Annotated in this window: 21 protein-coding genes and 2 tRNA genes; 18 read left to right on the top strand and 5 right to left on the bottom strand. The window is 71.6% G+C overall.

Annotation, left to right across the window (positions count from 1 at the left end):
- The first annotated feature begins 160 nt into the window (after positions 1-160).
- From ACTMSW_RS25110 to ACTMSW_RS25095, 4 genes are all read left to right on the top strand, one after another.
- Positions 161-784 (top strand): mycothiol-dependent nitroreductase Rv2466c family protein, encoded by a 624-nt coding sequence (locus ACTMSW_RS25110; RefSeq protein WP_441183143.1) that lies wholly within the window; start codon positions 161-163, stop codon positions 782-784.
- Between the two features lie 173 nt (positions 785-957).
- A complete protein-coding gene (locus ACTMSW_RS25105; protein WP_441183142.1) occupies positions 958-1266 on the top strand; it encodes a hypothetical protein in 309 nt (102 codons plus the stop codon).
- 124 nt (positions 1267-1390) lie between these two features.
- Positions 1391-2590, top strand: a complete 1200-nt coding sequence (locus ACTMSW_RS25100; protein WP_441183141.1) for a DUF1015 family protein — start codon at positions 1391-1393, stop codon at positions 2588-2590.
- Positions 2591-2662: 72 nt separating this feature from the next.
- Positions 2663-3136, top strand: a complete 474-nt coding sequence (locus tag ACTMSW_RS25095) for a ribose-5-phosphate isomerase (RefSeq protein WP_441183140.1) — start codon at positions 2663-2665, stop codon at positions 3134-3136.
- A 75-nt stretch (positions 3137-3211) separates the two neighbouring features.
- Here ACTMSW_RS25095 and ACTMSW_RS25090 read toward each other — a convergent pair whose 3' ends face one another.
- Positions 3212-3529: a hypothetical protein gene (locus tag ACTMSW_RS25090; protein ID WP_441183139.1), complete on the bottom strand. Its 318-nt coding sequence runs from the start codon at positions 3527-3529 to the stop codon at positions 3212-3214.
- Positions 3530-3587: 58 nt separating this feature from the next.
- Positions 3588-4820 carry a GNAT family N-acetyltransferase gene (locus ACTMSW_RS25085; RefSeq protein ID WP_441183138.1) on the bottom strand — a complete coding sequence of 411 codons (1233 nt, stop codon included), beginning with the start codon at positions 4818-4820 and terminating at the stop codon, positions 3588-3590.
- Positions 4821-4929: 109 nt separating this feature from the next.
- Here ACTMSW_RS25085 and ACTMSW_RS25080 point away from each other — a divergent pair, with 109 nt between their 5' ends.
- Positions 4930-5481, top strand: coding sequence for a hypothetical protein (locus tag ACTMSW_RS25080; RefSeq protein WP_441183137.1), 552 nt, complete (start codon positions 4930-4932; stop codon positions 5479-5481).
- A 134-nt stretch (positions 5482-5615) separates the two neighbouring features.
- Here ACTMSW_RS25080 and ACTMSW_RS25075 read toward each other — a convergent pair whose 3' ends face one another.
- A complete protein-coding gene (locus ACTMSW_RS25075; protein WP_441183136.1) occupies positions 5616-5879 on the bottom strand; it encodes a hypothetical protein in 264 nt (87 codons plus the stop codon).
- A 127-nt stretch (positions 5880-6006) separates the two neighbouring features.
- Between ACTMSW_RS25075 and ACTMSW_RS25070 the strand changes: the two genes are divergently transcribed.
- From ACTMSW_RS25070 to ACTMSW_RS25040, 7 genes are all read left to right on the top strand, one after another.
- Positions 6007-6840 (top strand): patatin-like phospholipase family protein, encoded by an 834-nt coding sequence (locus ACTMSW_RS25070; protein WP_441183135.1) that lies wholly within the window; start codon positions 6007-6009, stop codon positions 6838-6840.
- Positions 6841-6932: 92 nt separating this feature from the next.
- Positions 6933-7733 (top strand): alpha/beta fold hydrolase, encoded by an 801-nt coding sequence (locus tag ACTMSW_RS25065; protein ID WP_441183134.1) that lies wholly within the window; start codon positions 6933-6935, stop codon positions 7731-7733.
- A 1-nt stretch (position 7734) separates the two neighbouring features.
- Positions 7735-10182 (top strand): SpoIIE family protein phosphatase, encoded by a 2448-nt coding sequence (locus ACTMSW_RS25060; protein WP_441183133.1) that lies wholly within the window; start codon positions 7735-7737, stop codon positions 10180-10182.
- A complete protein-coding gene (locus ACTMSW_RS25055; RefSeq protein ID WP_441183132.1) occupies positions 10179-10523 on the top strand; it encodes an STAS domain-containing protein in 345 nt (114 codons plus the stop codon). The genes ACTMSW_RS25060 and ACTMSW_RS25055 overlap by 4 nt, the downstream gene beginning before the upstream one ends.
- Positions 10524-10735: 212 nt before the next feature.
- Entirely contained in the window at positions 10736-10897 is a 162-nt protein-coding gene (locus ACTMSW_RS25050; RefSeq protein ID WP_441183131.1) for a GNAT family N-acetyltransferase, read from the top strand.
- Between the two features lie 299 nt (positions 10898-11196).
- A complete protein-coding gene (locus ACTMSW_RS25045) occupies positions 11197-11631 on the top strand; it encodes a hypothetical protein (protein WP_441183130.1) in 435 nt (144 codons plus the stop codon).
- A gap of 42 nt (positions 11632-11673) precedes the next feature.
- Positions 11674-12003, top strand: coding sequence for a hypothetical protein (locus ACTMSW_RS25040; protein WP_441183129.1), 330 nt, complete (start codon positions 11674-11676; stop codon positions 12001-12003).
- 92 nt (positions 12004-12095) lie between these two features.
- On the opposite strand, the gene ACTMSW_RS25035 is transcribed toward ACTMSW_RS25040, so the two are convergent.
- A tRNA-Gly gene (locus tag ACTMSW_RS25035) sits at positions 12096-12169 on the bottom strand.
- A 178-nt stretch (positions 12170-12347) separates the two neighbouring features.
- Between ACTMSW_RS25035 and ACTMSW_RS25030 the strand changes: the two genes are divergently transcribed.
- From ACTMSW_RS25030 to ACTMSW_RS25005, 6 genes are all read left to right on the top strand, one after another.
- Positions 12348-12421 (top strand) — tRNA-Pro (locus ACTMSW_RS25030).
- 145 nt (positions 12422-12566) lie between these two features.
- Positions 12567-13925, top strand: a complete 1359-nt coding sequence (gene tig, locus ACTMSW_RS25025) for a trigger factor (protein ID WP_441183128.1) — start codon at positions 12567-12569, stop codon at positions 13923-13925.
- Between the two features lie 171 nt (positions 13926-14096).
- Complete coding sequence (locus ACTMSW_RS25020) at positions 14097-14738, top strand: ATP-dependent Clp protease proteolytic subunit (protein ID WP_200214946.1); 642 nt, start codon at positions 14097-14099, stop codon at positions 14736-14738.
- Positions 14739-14752: 14 nt separating this feature from the next.
- A complete protein-coding gene (locus tag ACTMSW_RS25015) occupies positions 14753-15415 on the top strand; it encodes an ATP-dependent Clp protease proteolytic subunit (protein ID WP_130339200.1) in 663 nt (220 codons plus the stop codon).
- A 206-nt stretch (positions 15416-15621) separates the two neighbouring features.
- Positions 15622-16917 carry an ATP-dependent Clp protease ATP-binding subunit ClpX gene (gene clpX / locus ACTMSW_RS25010; protein WP_377514156.1) on the top strand — a complete coding sequence of 432 codons (1296 nt, stop codon included), beginning with the start codon at positions 15622-15624 and terminating at the stop codon, positions 16915-16917.
- 103 nt (positions 16918-17020) lie between these two features.
- The gene (locus ACTMSW_RS25005; protein WP_441183127.1) at positions 17021-17818 is read left to right on the top strand and encodes a carbon-nitrogen hydrolase family protein; all 798 of its coding nucleotides are present in this window, start codon (positions 17021-17023) and stop codon (positions 17816-17818) included.
- Positions 17819-17854: 36 nt separating this feature from the next.
- Here the strand turns inward: ACTMSW_RS25005 and ACTMSW_RS25000 are convergent, their stop codons facing one another.
- A complete protein-coding gene (locus tag ACTMSW_RS25000) occupies positions 17855-18082 on the bottom strand; it encodes a hypothetical protein (protein ID WP_357031401.1) in 228 nt (75 codons plus the stop codon).
- Positions 18083-18655 lie beyond the last annotated feature (573 nt).

The following is an 18655-nucleotide window of genomic DNA, read 5'->3' as shown; positions in this document are numbered from 1 at the left end:
GACCGCTCGTGACGACCGGTGTGATCCGAGTCTTCCATGCACCGGGGCCCCGCGGTGGGGGAGGTCACGCTCTCGTTCCGGTACCCCTCGACAGTCGTGGGGGTGAAGATCGGTGCAGGTGCCGGAGAGCCGGCGCCACCCGTCGTGAAGGGACCTCACCGTGAGCGAGCGTGTCGCCGTCGACATGTGGTTCGACCCGATCTGCCCCTGGGCGTGGATCACCTCTCGCTGGCTGCTGGAGGTCGAACAGGTCCGGGACGTGGAGATCCGTTTCCACGTGATGAGCCTGTCGGTGCTCAACGAAGGCCGGGACCTCCCCGAGCAGTACCAGGAACTGATGCGTACCGGGTGGGGCCCGGTGCGCGTCTGCATCGCCGTCGAGCAGCGGTACGGCTCGGACGCGGTCCGGAAGCTCTACACCGCCCTCGGCACCCGCATCCACCTCGGGCAGGAGAAGCTGTCGCCGGAGTTGTTCGCCGCCGCGCTGACCGAGGTGGGGCTGGACCCGACGCTGGCCGACGCGGCCGGCAGCGCCGGTTACGACGAGGCGCTGCGCACCAGCCACGAGACCGGGATGCGTCCGGTCGGCACCGACGTCGGCACGCCGGTCATCCACGCCCCGGGCCCGGACGGCACTCCGGTGGCGTTCTTCGGCCCGGTCATCACCCCCGCCCCCAAGGGCGAGGCGGCGGGTCGGCTGTGGGACGGCGTCCTGCTCGTGGCCGGCACGCCGGGCTTCTACGAGCTGAAGCGCTCCCGAGAGCTCGGCCCCATCTTCGACTGACGTGAAAGGAAGGGCCCCCTCTTAACGCCTCGCGTTGTAGAGGGGGCCCTTTTTAACAACCGCCCCACCGCGCGCCGCCCCCGTCACCGGGTGGCGGGAGGATTCGTTGGCCTCCATGTCCGCCGCAGCGACCCCGCAGGGCCGTACCCCGCAGCTTCGTGGAGGCATTCCCGATGGCCAAGCACCGTGTGTCCGGTGACGACCCGATCCGCGAGGAGGAGGTGACGGACAGCCCGGACGCCGCGTACTGGTCGGTCGACGACTCCCGCTGGCCCGCCGTACGCCCCGACCTTCCCGCGGACATGGCGGACCTGCTCGCCCCGCCGATCGTGGTCGGCGTGGCCCGCGTACCGGCCGCGTTCCGGCTCACTCCGCCCGGCGCGAAGAAGGGGCCGGAGCGGCCGAACGCCTCCCCGAGCCGCCCGGTGGCGCCGACCCCGACCGCCGGCCGGCATCGCCGGGCACTCGACCGCCAGAGTTAACAGAGGCCCCCTCCTATGCAGAATGCGTTAAGAGGGGGCCCTTCCTTACACCTCGGCTTTCACCTGGTGGGCGGGGACCGGGTCCGCGCCGGACGCGGCGGCCGGCACCGGTAGCGTCGTCGTCATGACGGTCGTGCATCCGATCGCCCGGGCCTGGATCACCACTGGCGGCACCGGCGCGCAGAACTACGACGAGTTCGCCGACGACGCGGAGATTACCGCGATCATCGAGGCGAACCCGCACAGTGCCCTCGGCATCGAGATGCCGCACCGGGCGCCGGACAGTCTCGGGAAGTCCTTCCTCGACGCGCTGCCCGACGCGGTGTCCCGCCTCGCCGAGGCGAAGGCCGACGGCAGCTACACCCCCGCCGAGCAGGTGGTCGTGCTGTACCGGATCAGCGCGCCGGGTGAGGACTCCGCGTACGGGCTCTTCGCCATGGTCGACACCGGCCAGATCTCCACCCGGGCCGACGAGCCGGGGCTGGTCATCCGCAACGAGGACGTCTTCATCGCCAAGGTGCGGGAGCGGGTGGCGCTGGCCGAGGCGCTGGGACACCTGCTCTCGCCCGTACTCCTGCTCCAGACCGGTCGCGGTGACGAGCTGCACGCCGCACTCGCGGCGGCGACCGAGTCGGCGGGCGCGCCGGCCGCGACCGACACCGACCAGGCCGGGCGGACGCACGCCATCTGGCTGCTCGGTCCGGGCCCCGAGCAGGACGCGCTGACCGCCCTGGCCGGCGGCGGCGAGCTGGTCGTCGCCGACGGCAACCACCGCAGCCTGGCCGCCCAGACCGGCGGCCTGCCGCGCTTCCTGTCCGTGGTCACCACGCCGGCGTCGGTGGCCATCCAGCCGTACAACCGGCTGGTCAGCGAGCTGACCACCACACCGGAGGACCTGCTCGACCGCCTCCGGGCCGCCGGCGCGGAGATCATCCCGATCGACGGCCCGGTCGAGGTTCCGGCGGCCGGCGGCACCGTCGTGCTCCGGCTCGCCACCGGGGCGTACGCGGTACGCCTGCCGCACGCCGGCGGGTCCCGCCTGGAGAACCTGGACCACGCGCTGGTCGAGCGGCTGCTGCTGCGCGACGCTCTCGGCCTGGACCCGGGCGACAAGCGGATCACGTACGTGGGCGGCGACTACCCGGCGGCCTGGCTGGCCGGTGAGGTGGACGCCGGCCGTGCGGAGCTGGCGGTCCTCATCGCCCCGGTGACCGTGGACGACTTCGTCGCGGTGAACCTCGCCCGGGAGAAGATGCCCCGCAAGAGCACCTGGTTCACCCCGAAGGCACGCGGCGGTCTCGTGCTCGCCGAGCTGTCCCGCTGAGCGGTTGTGACGAATCCACTCCGGGGCGCCGCCCGCGCGGCGTCCCGGAGCACGGCCTGACAGACTGCGGTCATGCGCGTCTACCTGGGATCCGACCACGCCGGTTTCGAGTTGAAGGTGCACCTGGCCAACCACCTGGCCAAGCAGGGATACGACGTGGTCGACGTCGGTCCGCACGCCTACGACCCGGACGACGACTACCCGGCCTTCTGCCTGCACACCGGTCACCGGGTGGTGACCGACGCGGGCAGCCTCGGTGTCGTCATCGGCGGCTCGGGCAACGGCGAGCAGATCGCCGCGAACAAGATCGCCGGAGTGCGGGCGGCGCTGGCCTGGAACACGGACACCGCCCAACTGTCCCGTGAGCACAACGACGCCAACATCGTGGCGGTCGGCGCCCGGCAGCACACCCTGGACGAGGCGACCGCCATCGTGGAGGCGTTCCTCGGCACGCCGTTCTCCGGCAACGAGCGGCACGCGCGCCGTATCGCCCAGGTGGCCGACTTCGAGCGCACCCGGGAACTTCCCACCCTGCCCTCGCAGTGATCGTTCGCCGGTGAGCGGTCGGCGGTCCGGCGTGTCGGACCGCCGATCATCGGACGGTCAGCGGGCCGCGGGCGGTCAGCGGCGGGGGAGGTCCTCGCGGGGGGTCCAGTTGCGGCGGACGATCTGCACGCGGGCCTCGGCCTCGGCCAGGTCCTCGTCGCCGGGCCGGGCCGCGTCGCGCGCCCGCATCGCGGCCGTCACGCTGACCTGCGAGGAGCCGGAGCCGACGAGGCCGCGCAGCCCCCGCTCACCCTCGTCGCCCGAGCCACCCCGCCGGTGCCGTGGTGGCTCGGGCCCGTCGTGCACGCCGGCCGTGGCCGCGCTCGGCTCCTCCGCCGGACCGGCTTCGCCGTGATGGCGGTGCCGGCGTCGCCGCCGCTCCACGTCGCCCATCAGCCGACCGTACCGCCTCCACCGGCCGCTCGCCGACCCGACGGGACGTCGTCGCGGGTCAGAAGATCTCCATGCCGGCCGGGGCCCGGTGCCAGCCGAAGGCCGGCCCGGCTGCGGCCAGGGCGCCCGGGCGCCGCTCCTCGACCCGCCCGGTCGCGGCGAGCGCGACGAGCCCCGTCCCGCCCAGGTAGAGCTCCCCGAGGCTGCGCACGTCGCAGGCCAGGTCGGCGGGAGCGTCGGTCGGTACGCAGCGGGCGTCGTCGGGCCCGCCGGTGAGGCGCCACCGGCCGGTGTTCTCCGGCAGCAGGTCGTCGGCGATGTCGAGGACCACGTCGACCGTGGTCGCGTACCGACGGGCGGCCAGCGCGGCCGGCACGTCCACCACCCGCAGCCACAGCCCGTCGACCAGGCGGGTGCCGAGTCGTCGCGGCTCGTTGACCAGTCGCAGCAGCGGCTCGTCCAGCGCCGCCCCGCGCCAGGCGAGCCGCCGGGTCAGGTCGACGGAGAGCAGCATCCGCCACAGCGCCCGGTACCCGGCCGGCGTCGCGGCGACCACCTCGTTGACGGTGACCTGGCCCTGCGGTCCGGCCTCGCTCCAGTCGCTGCGGGTGCGGAAGAGGGCGTACCCGTCGACCCCGTCGGGACCGTGGTGCAGCACGGCCCGCAGTTCCGTCGCCCCACCCCGCTGGGACGCCGGGTCACCCAGCACGTACCCCCACCACCGCTCGTCACGGCCGGACCAGCCGGGCCGCTCGGGGCGTACCTGGTCGTACACCCGCTCCAGGTCGGCGCGGCAGGCGGCCGGGCGGGTCACGCGCAGCCGGCCCTCGGCGGGCGTCGGATCCGGCAGGCGCAGCTCGGTGGTCTCGCAGTCGACGGTCAGCCGCTGGGCGGCGAGGCCGTAGCCGAAGCGGGGGTAGATCCGTCCCTCGCTGGCCCACAGCACCGCCACCGGCTCCCGGGCCGCGTCGCGGACGTCCCGCAGCTGCCGGCCCATCATCCGGGTGAGGAGGCCCTGCCGGCGGTGGGTCGGCGCGACCCCGACCATGCTGACGTGCGCGGCGGGCACGCGGGCACCCGGCACGGTCAGCTCCCGGGTGTACGCGGTGGCGCTCGCCACCAGGTCCCCGCCGTCACGGGCAAGCAGGGTGCGCTCGGGTTCGAGGAGGGTGCGCTCGATCGCCCACGACTCGGCGTCGAAGCCGCCGAGGAAGAGTCCGTTGAGCAGATCGTGCAGGTCGTCGAGGTCGGCGGGGCTGGCCGTGGTGAAGTCCGGTGGGGGATTGGTCACGTCGCCTTGTCTAGCCGACCGGTGCGTCGTCGGCGAGCGATTTGCGGGCTGGATACCCTCGGAGGCGGACGGTGGCCGGGGGCCGCCGTCGGTCCAGGGGAGGGACGAGATGGCAGACCAGACGCAGCCGTGGGCGGAGCGGACCGTCGAGGTGCCGCCGCAGGCCGCGGTGCCGCCGCAGGCCGGGGTGCCGCAGCAGCGGGATCCGTACCGGCGGGGTGTCGCGTCGGTGGGCCAGCGCCGGACGCCGCGCACCGAGCCGTTCCCCGTCGTCGAGGAGGAGTCGCACGGCACCGGCTGGTCGGACGCGCCGCGCCGGCCGCTGAGCTGGCATGTCGCGCAGCTCAAGCGGGGTGGGGAGTGGAGCGCCGCGGGAGCCCTCTTCGCGTTCGTCTGCTGGGGCATCTGGGCGATCTCCGGCGGCGGCGACCTGGCCGCGCCCCTGCTGATCTTCGTGTTGAGCCTGCTGGTGGCCGGCGGTCTGTTCGGACTGGCCCGGTTGGTGGGTCGGCTGGTGCTGGAACGGCAGATGGGCCGGGTACGACACAGCGCCCGGGGCGCGCACCTGGTGACGGCGGTGTTCCTCACCGGCCTCGGTGTCGCGTGGCTCCAGCAGACCGAGTGGGTCGTCTCGGCCTGGAACTGGATCACCAACAACTGACGGTACGCCCGGGCGGGCCGGCGTCCCGCGGCCCGCCCGGACGGTCGGTCGCGGTGTGCCGCGACCCCGTCGTCCTCCACCAGGTCGGCGCTTCATACCCGGCCGCAGCCGGATCATCCGCACCCGGCCGTAGGTCAGTGCTTCCCGCCGTGCCCCTCGGCGTCCGCCTTCGGCGAGGCGACCCGGGCCGCCGGATCCTCGACGCCCGGCTCGCCACCGTCCGGGTCCACCATCCCGTCGTAGTTGTAGACCGTCGCACCCTCGCCACTCTGCTTCGTGGTCCGGATGTAGCGGTGCATCATGCCCTCGATCTCGACCTCCACCAGCGCGTTACCCGCATCGACGGTGCTGCCGTCGCGGGGGCCGCCCACCAGGTGTGCCTTCGTGTTCGTGTCCATGACCGATGCCCTACCCGGACACTGTCGGCGCAAAACGGGCAGGCCCGGGCGACCTGTGCCGGTACGTGTGTCGTGTGCGGTTCCTCGGGTAGTGGCTGACCGGGGGTACGGGGATGCGGAGGACCTCATGCGGGCACTGGTACTGGGCGGCGGTGGCGTCACCGGCATCGCGTGGGAGTTGGGTGTCCTCGCCGGCCTGCGCGACCACGGCGTCGACCTGACCACCGCCGATCTGATCGTGGGCACGTCCGCGGGGGCGTACGTCGGGGCCCTCGTCGCGACCGGCGTGGACCTGCCCACCGCCGTCGCCGACGCCGCACGGATCGAGGTGGAGCTGTCACCGAGAATCGACGTGACCCTGCTTGCGCAGGGGTTCGCGGTCCTCACCGACCGCTCCCTGTCGCCGGAGCAGGCCCGCGCGCGGCTCGGCGCCCTGGCCCGCCGCGCACCCGTGGGCGACCCCGGTGAGCACGTCGGACGGTTCACGCAGAATCTGCCGGTGCGGGAGTGGCCGACCCGTCCACGGCTCGTCGTCACCGCCGTCGACACGTCCGACGGAAAGCTGGTGGCCTGGGACGCCACAGCGGCCGTGCCGCTGGCGGAGGCGGTCGCTGCGAGCTGCGCGGTGCCGGGTGTCTTCCCACCGGTGCCGGTGGGTGGCACCGGACATTTCATGGACGGCGGGGTCCGGTCGGTGACCAACGCCGATCTCGCCGCCGGGGCGGATGCCGTCGTGGTGCTGGCGCCGACCGTCGGGGTCTTCCGCGCCTCGCCCCGGCAGGAACTGGCGAGGCTGGGTGCCGCCCGGACGGTGCTCCTCGCCCCCGACGACGCCGCCCGTGCCGCGATCGGGTCGAACGTCCTGGACCCGGGGCGACGTGGCCCGGCGCTCGCCGCCGGCGCCGCGCAGGCCGCGACGCTCGCCCCCGAGGTGGCGCGCGTGTGGGACGAATCACCGTGACGGTCGTCGATCGGGAGCCGTGCAGGGGTGGCGCCCCGGTGCCACGTCGCTCCGCTGGCGAGGTGGGGTGTTCGCAGGTAGTGTCACCGCCCGTGAGCGCTCTGACTCGCAACAACGTGACGGTGACGGGTCAGGACGGCGGCAGGACACTGCTCTTCGCCCACGGGTTCGGCTGCGACCAGCACATGTGGCGTTCCGTGGTCCCCCACTTCGTCGACGACCACCGGGTCGTGCTCTTCGACCACGTCGGCGCCGGCGGTTCGGACCTGTCCGCCTACCGTCCGCAGCGGTACAAGGATCTGCGCGGCTACGCCGAGGACGTACTCGAGATCCTCGCCGAGCTGGATCTGCGGGACGTCGTCTTCGTCGGCCACTCGGTCAGCGCGATGATCGGTGTGCTCGCGGCGATCGCCGAGCCCGACCGCTTCTCCCGTCTGGTGCTGGTCGGCCCGTCTCCGCGCTACGTCGACGACGAGGGCTACCACGGTGGCTTCAGCCGGGCCGACATCGACGAGCTGCTGGACTCGCTGGACAGCAACTACCTCGGCTGGTCCATGGCGATGGCACCGGCGATCATGGGTAACCCGGACCGGCCCCAGCTCGGTGCCGAGCTGGCCAACAGCTTCTGCCGCACCGACCCGGCCATCGCCCGGCAGTTCGCCCGCGTCACCTTCCTGTCCGACAATCGGACCGACCTGCCGAAGGTCACCGTGCCCGCCCTGATCCTCCAGTGCACCAACGACGTGATCGCCCCGTCGGAGGTCGGCGAGTACGTCCACCGGCACCTCCCCGGCAGCACCCTGGTGACGCTCGCGGCGTCGGGGCACTGCCCCAACCTGAGCGCTCCCGAGGAGACGGCGGCGGCCATCAGCGCGTACATGCGGACCGATTGACGTGGCCGACCCGGTCCCGTCATCCGACTGGTTCGCCCCGCTGCTCGAGGAGAGCGCGGAGGACCTGTACGAGCGCGCCACCTGCGGCTACCTCTCGGTGCTGCCCGACGGCACGATCGCCCGGGTCAACCAGACCTTCCTGGACTGGACCGGGCGCCGGCGGGAGGACCTGGTGGGAAGCCGGGTCCAGGCGCTGCTCACCGTCGGCAGCCGGATCTTCCACGAGACGCACCTGCGTCCGCTGCTGCACATGCAGGGCGAGGTGCGCGAGGTCGCGATGGAGTTCCGCCGCGCCGACGGCAGCCGGCTGGACACCCTGGTCAACGCCGTCCTGCGGCGGAACCCGGGCAGCGGGTCGACCGTCCTGCGGCTGACGGTGTTCGACGCGACCGACCGCCGCGCGTACGAGCGGGAACTGCTCGACGAGCGCCGCCGCGCCGAGCTGGTCGCCGCCCGGCTGCGTGTGCTGCAGGAGATGGTGGCCCGCTGCGCCGCGGTCGAGCGGGCCGGGGAGATCGTCGCTCCGGTCGTGGTCGCGGCCACCGAGGCGTTCGAGGCGACCGCCACCACGGTCTGGCTGGTCGATCCGGAGGAGGCGGTGCTGACCGTCGCCGGCGGCACCGACGGCTCGGCGGCCGTCCGCGCCGGACCGATCGCCCTGGACGGCCCCGAGTGGGAGGCGCGGGCCGTCCGCACCGGTGACGTCGTGGTCTCCGACCGGCGGGTGGTGACCCCGTTGGTCGCCGACGACCGGGTGCTCGGAGCGGTGTCCGTCGACCTCCCCGAGGCGCGGGCGCTGGCCGCCGAAGAGGTGGACCTGATGCGGACACTCGGCCAGCAGGCCGGGCAGGCGCTGGAGCGGGTCCGGCTCTACGAGGAGACGGCCCGCCGCGCCTGGCAGTCGGCCTTCCTGGCCCGGCTGGGCCGGGACCTCGACGAGCCGGTCGGTTCGGCCGACCGGGCCCGCCGGCTGGTCGACCTGCTGGTTGCGGACCTGGCCGAGTACGCGCAGGTGGACCTGACGACCACCGACCAGGCCGGGTGGCCCGCTCCGCCGAACCGTCCCGACGGCCAGCTGATCGCCGGCGGGACCTCGGGGCCGTGGCCGCTCGGCGACGACGTCCGCCGTGCGGTGCGGGAGGCCGCCCGGTCCGGTCGCGCCCTTCCGCTGACGGCACCCGACGGCCGCCGGGGTGTGGTGCTGCCACTGCGGGCCCGGACCGTGGTGATCGGCACGCTCCTGCTCGTGCAGGCACCCGACGCCGCCGGTCGGGCCGACCCCGACTTCCTGCTCGACCTGGCCGACCGGGCGGGTCTGGCGCTCGACAACGCCCGCCTCGCCGAGCAGGACCGCGAGGTGGCGCGCACGCTCCAGCGCAGCCTGCTCGCCGGTGAACGCCCCACCGACAGCCGCTTCCACGTGGTCACCGTCTACCGGCCGGCGGGGGAGACCCTGGAGGTCGGCGGCGACTGGTACGACGCCTTCACCACCTCCAGCGGCAGCATCGGGGTGGTCGTCGGCGACGTGGTCGGCCGGGGGATCCGGGCGGCCAGCGCGATGGGCCAGCTCCGCAGCGCGGTACGGGCCCTGGGCAAGGCCCGGTGCAGCCCTGCCGCCGTCCTGCGGCACATGGACGACTTCGTCGCCACCCTGGAGGCCGGGCAGATGACGACCCTGGCGTACGCCGAGCTGTCGCTGGACACCGGCGTCCTGCGGTACGCGTGCGCCGGCCACCCACCGCCCCTGCTGCTGCCGCCGGGGACCGAGCCGCGCTACCTGTGGGACGGCCGGTCCGGCCCGCTCGGCACACGTGCGGCGAGCCGGACACGCGGGGAGGCGGAGCTGACCCTGACCCGGGGCTCGCGGCTGCTGCTCTACACCGACGGTCTGGTGGAGCGGCGCGGTGAGCGGATCGACCAGGGGCTCGAACGGCTGGTGGACGTGTTGGGGAAGCGGCGCGACGCCCCACTGGCGGCGCTCGCCGAGGAGGTCAGCGACGCGATGCTGGAGGGCGAGGACGGCCACGACGACACGTGCCTGCTCGCGCTCGCGTTCGACGGCGCTCCCCTGTTCCGGCGGGTCGTGCCGGCGGGGATGGCCGAGCTGGCTCCGCTGCGGGCAGCGCTGGACGAGTGGCTGGCCGGTTTCGATCTACCGGAGTCCGAGCGGTACGGCATCGTCCTCGCCACCTCCGAGGCGGTGGCGAACGCGATCGAGCACGGCTGCGGCGGCGACCCCGCCGGACGGGTCACCGTGACCGCCACCCTGGACGGGGAACTCCTCGACCTGCGGGTCTCCGACTCCGGCCGCTGGCTGCCGCCGCGCGCCAGCCTGCACCGGGGACGGGGCATGGCGCTCATGGGGCGGCTGATGGACGACCTCGTCGTCGACCGGGGTGAAGGCACGAACGTGTTGATGCGACGACAGGTCGGCAGGAGGGCGACATGACCCGGGACCGGATGGCGGTGGTCGGCGAGCGCGGCTGCGAGGTCGTGCGACTGTACGGCGACGTCGACCACGCGAACGCCGATGACGTGGAGCGCGGCGTGCTGACCGCCATCCGCGCGGCCGCCGGTGTGGTCATCGACCTGTCCGGGGTGACCTTCCTCGACAGCGCCGGGCTGCGGTGTCTGGACCGACTGGTCACCGCCTTCGTCAACCGCCAGGCCCCGGTACGGGTGGTCGCTCCGGAGGGTGGCCCGGTCCGGTTCACCCTCGACCTGATCGGCTTCCTGCCGGACCTGCTGGCCTCCACCGTCGACGAGGCCATCACCGACCTCACGGACTGATCGGCCGTCGGCGCGGGCGGATTCCGCGGGGCCGAGGCAGGTGCGGGCATCGACCGCCGCTCGACCCGGTGCCCCTCGGGACGGGACCGCTATGGTCGCCGCATCGCACTGCGGCACGGCCCCGACGACGTCGTGCGGCGCGTCGGCCACGTCGGCTACGGCATCCGGCCGTCGGCGCGTCGGCGGGGGCTGGCGACCTGGGCTCTGGCGAGATGCTCGATGAGGCGCGGCGACTCGGCCTGGACCGCGTGCTGGTCGTCTGCGAGGAGGACAACGCCGCCTCGGCGAAGACCATCGAGCGGCACGGCGGTGTCCTGGACGAGGTCCAGGACACCGGGCACGGGGCCGTGCGCCGTTACTGGATCACGCTGTAGGGACGGGAAGCGGCAGCGTCAGGTCCTCGGTGAGGCAGGTGGTCCCGTCAGGGCCGGCGAGCGGCACCGACTGGTGTTTCGCCGCGGACACGCCGCGGACCTGGGCCGGGAGCGGTGGAGCGGGCGACGGGAATCCCGTGCACGCTCGTGCCCGCTGTGCGCCACGGTTACTGGCCCACGGATGGCCCATGCCGGCATCGGATCAAAGAAGATTGCGGACGACTGGTCAGCTTGAACGGGTAGGGAGGGCCGCTGCGCGTGCCGCTGGGGTCAGGTGACCGCGGATGCATGATGGGACGATGGAGAGCCAGAATCTCGGCCGCGAGGATTACCAATCTGCCTTACGCGTAGGGGAAGCCTTGCGCGAACGGGGTTGGCGAACGGCCCGCACCCTTCCGCAGACGGTGGAAGGGTGGTCGGGACTGATCGAGGAAATCCGGAAAGGCTATGACTGGTGTGTGGACGAGTACAAGAATGACCTGTCTTGCCGCGAATGGATCGAGCAGGCGCTGCCCTTGCTCACCGAGTCCGTGCGGGTGAACTGGCAAGGCATCGTAGATCAGCTGGACGAGGAGTTCCGCCAGGTGACCGTCGATGACGACGGTGCGGCCCTGCGTCCATTCGGCGTGACTGACCGATGGTGGCTGCGGCGCCGGCCCAAGGTGCTGGTCGGTGAACTTGCGCGCGACCTGGCCTGCGATGAAGGTGGTGGGACCAGCGCCGCGGGCGCCTAGCCCTCGTTGTAAAGGCGCAGCCTCGGTCGGTCGGGGACAACTATGGGGCGGATCCAGCAGATCGACTGGGGAGCCCCTGACCCCGATGGCACGTTTCTGCTGCGGGGCTGCATCGAGTTGCACCATAAGCCTCTGACCCGGCTCCTCGGCCCGTCGTCAGCCTCATTGCACGATCTGCGGCACACCGGAAACCCGCTCGCCGCTGCCTCCGGGGCGAGCACTCGGGGGCTGATGCAACGAATGGGCCACGCGACCTTGCAGGCCGCGTTGATCCATCAGCACGCGACCAGCGAGCGGGACCGCGAGATCGCCTCGGCCATGGACCGGCGGATCGTCCGGCAATCCCGACGCATGGGCGGCGAGAGCAGCTAATGGCCCACGGATGGCCCGCATGATCGGAGCGGGGAAGCGGTCGACCGGCCCAGGGTCGAGGTATGCAACCTCTGACCTGGGCCGGAGGCCGTTGGAGCGGGCGACGGGAATCGAACCCGCACCGTCAGTTTGGAAGACTGAAGCTCTACCATTGAGCTACGCCCGCGTCCGCCTCGACGTGCGAGGCGCGCCGACAGCGTACCGAATGCCTCCGCCGCCCGCCCATCCGTATCCCGGGCGCGTCGCCCGACACCACCCGCGCACCCGCTTTGGGGTGGTTCGGCGCGTTGGCTGCCGCCCCGGCCCCTCGTACGTGCGGCGACGGCATAGACTGCTTCCCGCCACGGGGTGTGGCGCAGCTTGGTAGCGCACTCGCTTTGGGAGCGAGGGGCCGTGGGTTCAAATCCCGCCACCCCGACTGTCGTCCGCGACCGGGTCGCCCCGGGTGCCGCCGATCCCGCGCGGCCCCCGGGCGCTGCCGGGAGGCTGCACCGGCTCGCCTACACTCGATGGGCTGATCGAACGCCCAGAATCAAAACCGAGATCCGTCAAGGAGTACGCCTGTGAAGAGCACCGTCGAGACTCTGAGCCCGACGCGCGTGCGGCTCGCCATCGAGGTGCCGTTCGTCGAGCTCGAGCCGAGCCTCAAGAAGGCGTACCGGGAGATCGGTTCGCAGGTGCAGGTTCCCGGGTTCCGCCGGGGCAAGGTTCCGACCGCCGTGATCGACCAGCGGGTCGGCCGGGGCACCGTCCTCAACGAGGCGATCCAGGAAGCGATCCCGCAGAACATCCTCGCCGCGGTCCGTGAGCACGACCTGAAGACCCTCGGTCGTCCCGAGGTCGACATCACCGAGTTCAACGACGGTGACACGCTCAACTTCACCGCCGAGGTGGACGTCCGGCCCGAGATCACCCTGCCGGACCCGGCCACCGTCGAGGTGACCGTGGACGAGCTCCAGATCGACGACACCGAGATCGACGAGCAGGTGAAGAGCCTGCGCGATCGGTTCGCCACCCTCAAGACCGTCGAGCGCGCCGCCGCCGAGGGCGACTTCGTCCAGATCGACCTGAACGCCACCGTCGACGGCGAGGACGTGCCGGGCGGTTCGGCGAGCAACATCTCCCACGAGGTGGGCAGCAAGCAGCTCCTGCCGGGCCTGGACGAGGCGGTCGTCGGCCTGTCCGCCGGTGAGAGCACCACCTTCACCACCCAGCTCGTCGGCGGCGACTTCGCCGGCCGGGACGCCGAGGTGGCGGTGACCGTGCGTACGGTCAAGGAGAAGGAGCTGCCCGAGCTGAACGACGAGTTCGCCCAGATGGCGAGCGAGTTCGACACGATCGACGAGCTGCGCGACGACCTGCGCGAGCGGGTCGCCCGGGGCAAGCGGGTCGAGCAGATCTACGCCGCCCGGGACAATGCCCTGGAGCAGCTCGTCGCCGCGGCCGAGGTGCCGGCGCCGGAGGGTGTCGTCCGCGAGGAGGTCGAGAGCCGCAAGGCGGCGATGATCGACCAGCTGGAGCGGATCGGCGCCTCCCTGGAGGAGTACCTGGCGGCCGAGGAGAAGACCGAGGAGCAGATCGACGCCGAGCTGGCCGAGGCGGCCACCGAGGGCGTCAAGATCCAGCTCCTGCTGGACACGCTGGCCGACGCCGAGGAGGTCCAGGTCTCCGACGACGAGTTCGGTCACGAGATCGTGCACCGGGCCCAGCGCGCCGGGATGGCCCCGCAGCAGTACTACGACCAGCTGGTGCGCTCCGGCGCCGCGAGCGCCGTCTTCGGCGACGTGCGTCGGGGCAAGGCGCTGGCCTCGGTGATGGAGCGCATCAAGATCAAGGACACCGCCGGCAACGAGGTGACTCTCGACGCGCTGCGCGCCGAGGGCGAGGCCGAGCACAACCACGAGCACAACCACGAGCACTGATCGTCGGGCGCGGCCGCCGTCCCTCCCTCGCGGTGGGGCGGCGGCCGAAGCCCTTTTCGGGTACGCCCCGCACGGGGCTGCGCTGTCAGCGAACAGTGTCCCGACCGGGAGTGCGCCGCCCGATCAAGCGGTTAGTGTCGGAGAAGACGGTACGGAGAGCGAAGGGCTGCCATGACCGACATGCACATCCCAGCGAAGCCGCTCCGGGCGATCGAGGCCCGAGGTGGCGACACCATTGGCAACCTCGACGACTCGGTCTACAACCGGTTGCTCAAGGAGCGGATCATCTTCCTGGGCAGCGAGGTGACCGACCAGGTCGCCAACCGCATCTGCGCGCAGCTCCTGCTGCTCGCCGCGGAGGACCCGGACCGCGACATCAACCTCTGGATCAACTCGCCGGGTGGCTCGGTCTACTCCGGCATGGCGATCTACGACACCATGCAGTTCATCGACAACGACGTGTCGACCGTGGCGATGGGCATGGCCGCCTCGATGGGCCAGCTCCTCCTGTGCGCGGGCACCAAGGGTAAGCGCTACGCCCTGCCGCACGCCCGGATCATGATGCACCAGCCGTCCGGTGGTCTGGGCGGTACCGCGTCGGACATCGCGATCCAGGCGGAGCAGATGCTCTACACGAAGCGGATGTTCCAGGAGCGGGTCGCGCACCACACCGGCCAGAGCCAGGCGCAGATCGAGGCGGACTCGGACCGGGACCGCTGGTTCACCGCCCAGGAGGCCATGGACTACGGCTTCATCGACAAGGTGATCATCGGGGCCGCGCAGGTTCCGGATGGCGCCGGGACCCTGAGCTGAGCGAGGAGCTGACGATGACCGACCTGAGCCTGCCGCCCCAGTTCGCGGCCGTGCACAACCGCTACGTCCTTCCGTCGTTCGTCGAGCGCACGTCGTACGGGGTCAAGGAGTCCAACCCGTACAACAAGCTCTTCGAGGACCGGATCATCTTCCTCGGCGTCCAGGTCGACGACGCGTCGGCCAACGACGTGATGGCGCAGCTGCTGACGCTCGAGGGCACCGACCCGGACCGCGACATCATCATGTACATCAACTCGCCCGGCGGCTCGTTCACCGCCATGACGGCGATCTACGACACCATGCAGTACGTCCGCCCGGACATCCAGACGGTCTGCCTGGGCCAGGCGGCCAGCGCCGCCGCCGTGCTGCTGTCCGCCGGCACCCCGGGCAAGCGGATGGCTCTGCCGAACTCGCGGATCATCATCCACCAGCCGGCCACCGAGGGTGGCTACGGGCAGGGCTCGGACATCGAGATCCAGGCCCGCGAGATCCTGCGGATGCGGACGCAGCTGGAGGACATGCTCTCCCGGCACTGCAACCGCCCCATCGAGCAGGTCCGCAAGGACATCGACCGTGACAAGATCATGACGGCCGAGGAGTCCAAGGAGTACGGGCTGGTGGACACGATCCTCACCAGCCGCAAGAAGGGTCTGCTGGCCGCCAACGCCGCCAGCTGAGCTGCTCGGGTCGGAGGTCGGCCGGGTTCGTTCCCGGCCGACCTCTGACACACCCGTTTTGGGGGTCGGAGAAACTCCCGCCAGCGGGTAACGTCGGGTCCGTACCGCTTCGCCGGTCGGAGTCGGCGGGGTTGAGAAGACGGACGGAGCGCAGCGTCCGCAGGTCAGGGCCGGGGCTCCGGCCGATGAGTGCAGGGAGAACGTAGGTGGCACGGATCGGTGACGGCGGCGACCTACTGAAGTGCTCCTTCTGTGGCAAGTCGCAGAAGCAGGTCAAGAAACTCATCGCGGGCCCTGGGGTCTACATCTGCGACGAGTGCATCGACCTCTGTAACGAGATCATCGAGGAGGAGCTGGCCGAGTCCGGCGAGGTGAAGTGGGAAGAGCTTCCCAAGCCGATGGAGATCTGCCAGTTCCTCGACAACTACGTGGTGGGTCAGGACCAGGCCAAGAAGGCGCTCGCCGTGGCGGTCTACAACCACTACAAGCGGATCCAGGCCGAGGCGGCCGGCGCGCCGGGTTCCGGCAGCGACGCCGTCGAGTTGGCCAAGTCCAACATCCTCCTCCTGGGTCCCACCGGGTGTGGCAAGACCCACCTGGCCCAGACCCTCGCCCGGATGCTCAACGTCCCATTCGCGATTGCCGACGCCACCGCCTTGACCGAGGCGGGCTACGTGGGCGAGGACGTGGAGAACATCCTCCTCAAGCTGATCCAGGCCGCGGACTACGACATCAAGCGCGCCGAGACCGGCATCATCTACATCGACGAGGTCGACAAGATCGCCCGCAAGTCGGAGAACCCGTCGATCACGCGCGACGTCTCCGGCGAGGGCGTCCAGCAGGCGCTGCTGAAGATGCTGGAAGGCACGGTGGCCAACGTGCCGCCGCAGGGGGGCCGCAAGCATCCGCACCAGGAGTTCATCCAGATCGACACGACGAACGTGCTGTTCATCTGCGGTGGCGCCTTCGCCGGCCTGGATCAGATCATCGAGTCCCGCACCGGGCAGGGTGGCACCGGGTTCGGCGCCCGGCTCCGGTCGGTCTCCGAGCGGTCGACCGACGACATCTTCAGCCAGGTGATGCCGGAGGACATGCTGAAGTTCGGGCTGATCCCCGAGTTCGTGGGTCGGCTCCCGGTGATCACCAACGTGCGCAGCCTGGACCGCTCCGCACTGGTACGGATCCTCACCGAGCCGCGCAATGCCCTGGTCCGGCAGTACCAGCGGCTCTTCGAGCTCGACGGTGTCGAGTTGGAGTTCGACCAGCCGGCGTTGGAGGCGATCGCCGACCAGGCCATGCTCCGGGGCACCGGCGCCCGCGGCCTGCGGGCGATCATCGAAGAGGTGCTGCTCTCCGCGATGTACGAGGTGCCGAGCAACCCGGACGCCGCCCGCGTGCTGATCACCCGCGAGGTCGTCCTCGAGAACGTCAACCCGACCATCGTGCCGCGCGAGTTCACCGGCCGCCGGGCCCGCCGGGACCGCGAGGAGAAGTCGGCCTGACGCGCCGGGGGCGGGCCCGTCGACCGGCGGGCCGGCGACGGCGGCCCGCCGGCGCCGGTCGCGCCCCTGTCGCCGGGGGCTCGCCGCCCGTACGCTGAGGTCCATGCGGGTCGCCGTCTGTCAGCTGAACGCGCGGGACGACCGCAAGGTCAATCTGGAGGCCGCGGAGGGCCTGCTGGAGCGCGCGGCCGCCGGCGGCGCGGACCTCGCGGTCCTCCCCGAGTACGTGGACTACCTCGGCCCCGCCGCCGGGCTTCCCGAGCCGGAGGCGGTCGACGGCGAGGTCGGGCAGTTCTTCGCCGGTGTCGCGCGGCGGCTGGGCATGTGGGTGATCGCCGGGTCGTTCCACGAACGCGGGCCGGATCCCGAGCACACCTGGAACACGTCGTTGGTCTTCGACCGGTCCGGCGCGCTCGCTGCCAGCTACCGCAAGATCCACCTGTACGACGTGGAGATTCCCGGTCGGGTGTCCTACCTGGAGTCCGCCACGGTGGCGCCCGGCGACGAGCCGGTGGTGGTCGACGTCGAGGGGCTCCGGGTCGGGTTGTCGATCTGCTACGACCTGCGCTTCCCCGAGCTGTACCGCCGACTCGCCACCGAGGGCGGCGCGCAACTCCTCGTGGTACCGGCGGCGTTCATGATGCACACGGGCCGCGACCACTGGGAGGTTCTGCTGCGCGCCCGAGCGATCGAGAACCAGTGCTTCGTCGCCGCGGCGGGCCAGACCGGCGACCACGAGCCGGCGCGGACCTGCTTCGGACGCAGCATGGTGGTCGACCCGTGGGGGACCGTGCTCACCCAGGTGCCGGACGGTCCGGGCGTGGCCGTTGCCGAGCTCGACCTGGACCGCCTGCGCACGATCCGCGCCGAGGTGCCCAGCCTGGCGAACCGCCGGCTCTGATCGCCCGGCCTGCCGGAGCGTCCGGTTCTGGCCGAATCAGCCCTGCAGCAGGACACCCACCACGGCGAAGCCGGCAATCGCCGCTGCGGTGACCAGGAGTGCGGTGGTCATCCGCGAGGGCCCCCGACGCGCCAGCCGGCGTACCGACGCCAGGACGGCGACGAGTACGAGCGCCCCGATGACCAGCTGCCAGATCGGCAGCAGCAGTCCGAGCAGGGCATCTTCGGCGAGCACCGTCGTCGGGGAGCGCGGCAGGTCGTCCATGCCAGCAACTCTGACACGCGCGGCGCGGTTACGGATCCCGCGCGGCCGGTCCGATCGGATCCGTGCTCGGCCCGGGCGGCCGACCAGGCTCGGACAACCCAGCGACGAACGCTGATTTGCCTTCGGCGGGCCATCCGCGTAACTTTCTCTCTGCACGCGGGACGCCGGATAAACTGGCGGAGAGCGGGCGCCAGGCTCGTGGCGGGAACGCCGAGCGAGACTGAGGATCGGGCGGTGCGATGAACTCCGGTAACGGGGTTGCGATCGCGAAGCCGACCGGGTAGAGTTCTGAAGCCGGCAGGAGCCGGGCGGATGGCCGCGAAGCGGCATCGGCCGGTCTGCGGTTTCCCACGACAGTAGCCAGCACCGGTCGACGGTGCGGTTCGGGCGTGGGCGGAGCGAACCAAGTTGATCACCTCGAACACGAGGTTGACAGCGAGGAACGAACCGGGTAAGTTAGAGAGGTTGCCCCGGACGGGGTCCTGCTGATGCGGGGTTCCGGATGGTGTGTGGTTGTTCTTTGAGAACTCAACAGGGTGCTTGATAAGCCAGTGCCAATTGTTTATAACTCCG

The sequence above is a fragment of the Micromonospora sp. BQ11 genome, from assembly GCF_052068135.1.
GTDB lineage: Bacteria > Actinomycetota > Actinomycetes > Mycobacteriales > Micromonosporaceae > Micromonospora.
This window is presented reverse-complemented; position numbering and strand designations above follow the sequence as displayed.

Coding starts and splice junctions, on each gene's coding strand:
- ACTMSW_RS25045 (WP_441183130.1), top strand. CDS start 11,197: ATGGAGAGCCAGAATCTCGGCCGCGAGGATTACCAATCTGCCTTACGC.
- ACTMSW_RS25070 (WP_441183135.1), top strand. CDS start 6,007: ATGCGGGCACTGGTACTGGGCGGCGGTGGCGTCACCGGCATCGCGTGG.
- ACTMSW_RS25015 (WP_130339200.1), top strand. CDS start 14,753: ATGACCGACCTGAGCCTGCCGCCCCAGTTCGCGGCCGTGCACAACCGC.
- ACTMSW_RS25100 (WP_441183141.1), top strand. CDS start 1,391: ATGACGGTCGTGCATCCGATCGCCCGGGCCTGGATCACCACTGGCGGC.
- ACTMSW_RS25000 (WP_357031401.1), bottom strand. CDS start 18,082: ATGGACGACCTGCCGCGCTCCCCGACGACGGTGCTCGCCGAAGATGCC.
- ACTMSW_RS25075 (WP_441183136.1), bottom strand. CDS start 5,879: ATGGACACGAACACGAAGGCACACCTGGTGGGCGGCCCCCGCGACGGC.
- ACTMSW_RS25055 (WP_441183132.1), top strand. CDS start 10,179: ATGACCCGGGACCGGATGGCGGTGGTCGGCGAGCGCGGCTGCGAGGTC.
- ACTMSW_RS25105 (WP_441183142.1), top strand. CDS start 958: ATGGCCAAGCACCGTGTGTCCGGTGACGACCCGATCCGCGAGGAGGAG.
- ACTMSW_RS25095 (WP_441183140.1), top strand. CDS start 2,663: ATGCGCGTCTACCTGGGATCCGACCACGCCGGTTTCGAGTTGAAGGTG.
- ACTMSW_RS25090 (WP_441183139.1), bottom strand. CDS start 3,529: ATGGGCGACGTGGAGCGGCGGCGACGCCGGCACCGCCATCACGGCGAA.
- ACTMSW_RS25040 (WP_441183129.1), top strand. CDS start 11,674: ATGGGGCGGATCCAGCAGATCGACTGGGGAGCCCCTGACCCCGATGGC.
- ACTMSW_RS25020 (WP_200214946.1), top strand. CDS start 14,097: ATGACCGACATGCACATCCCAGCGAAGCCGCTCCGGGCGATCGAGGCC.
- ACTMSW_RS25005 (WP_441183127.1), top strand. CDS start 17,021: ATGCGGGTCGCCGTCTGTCAGCTGAACGCGCGGGACGACCGCAAGGTC.
- ACTMSW_RS25050 (WP_441183131.1), top strand. CDS start 10,736: ATGCTCGATGAGGCGCGGCGACTCGGCCTGGACCGCGTGCTGGTCGTC.
- ACTMSW_RS25080 (WP_441183137.1), top strand. CDS start 4,930: ATGGCAGACCAGACGCAGCCGTGGGCGGAGCGGACCGTCGAGGTGCCG.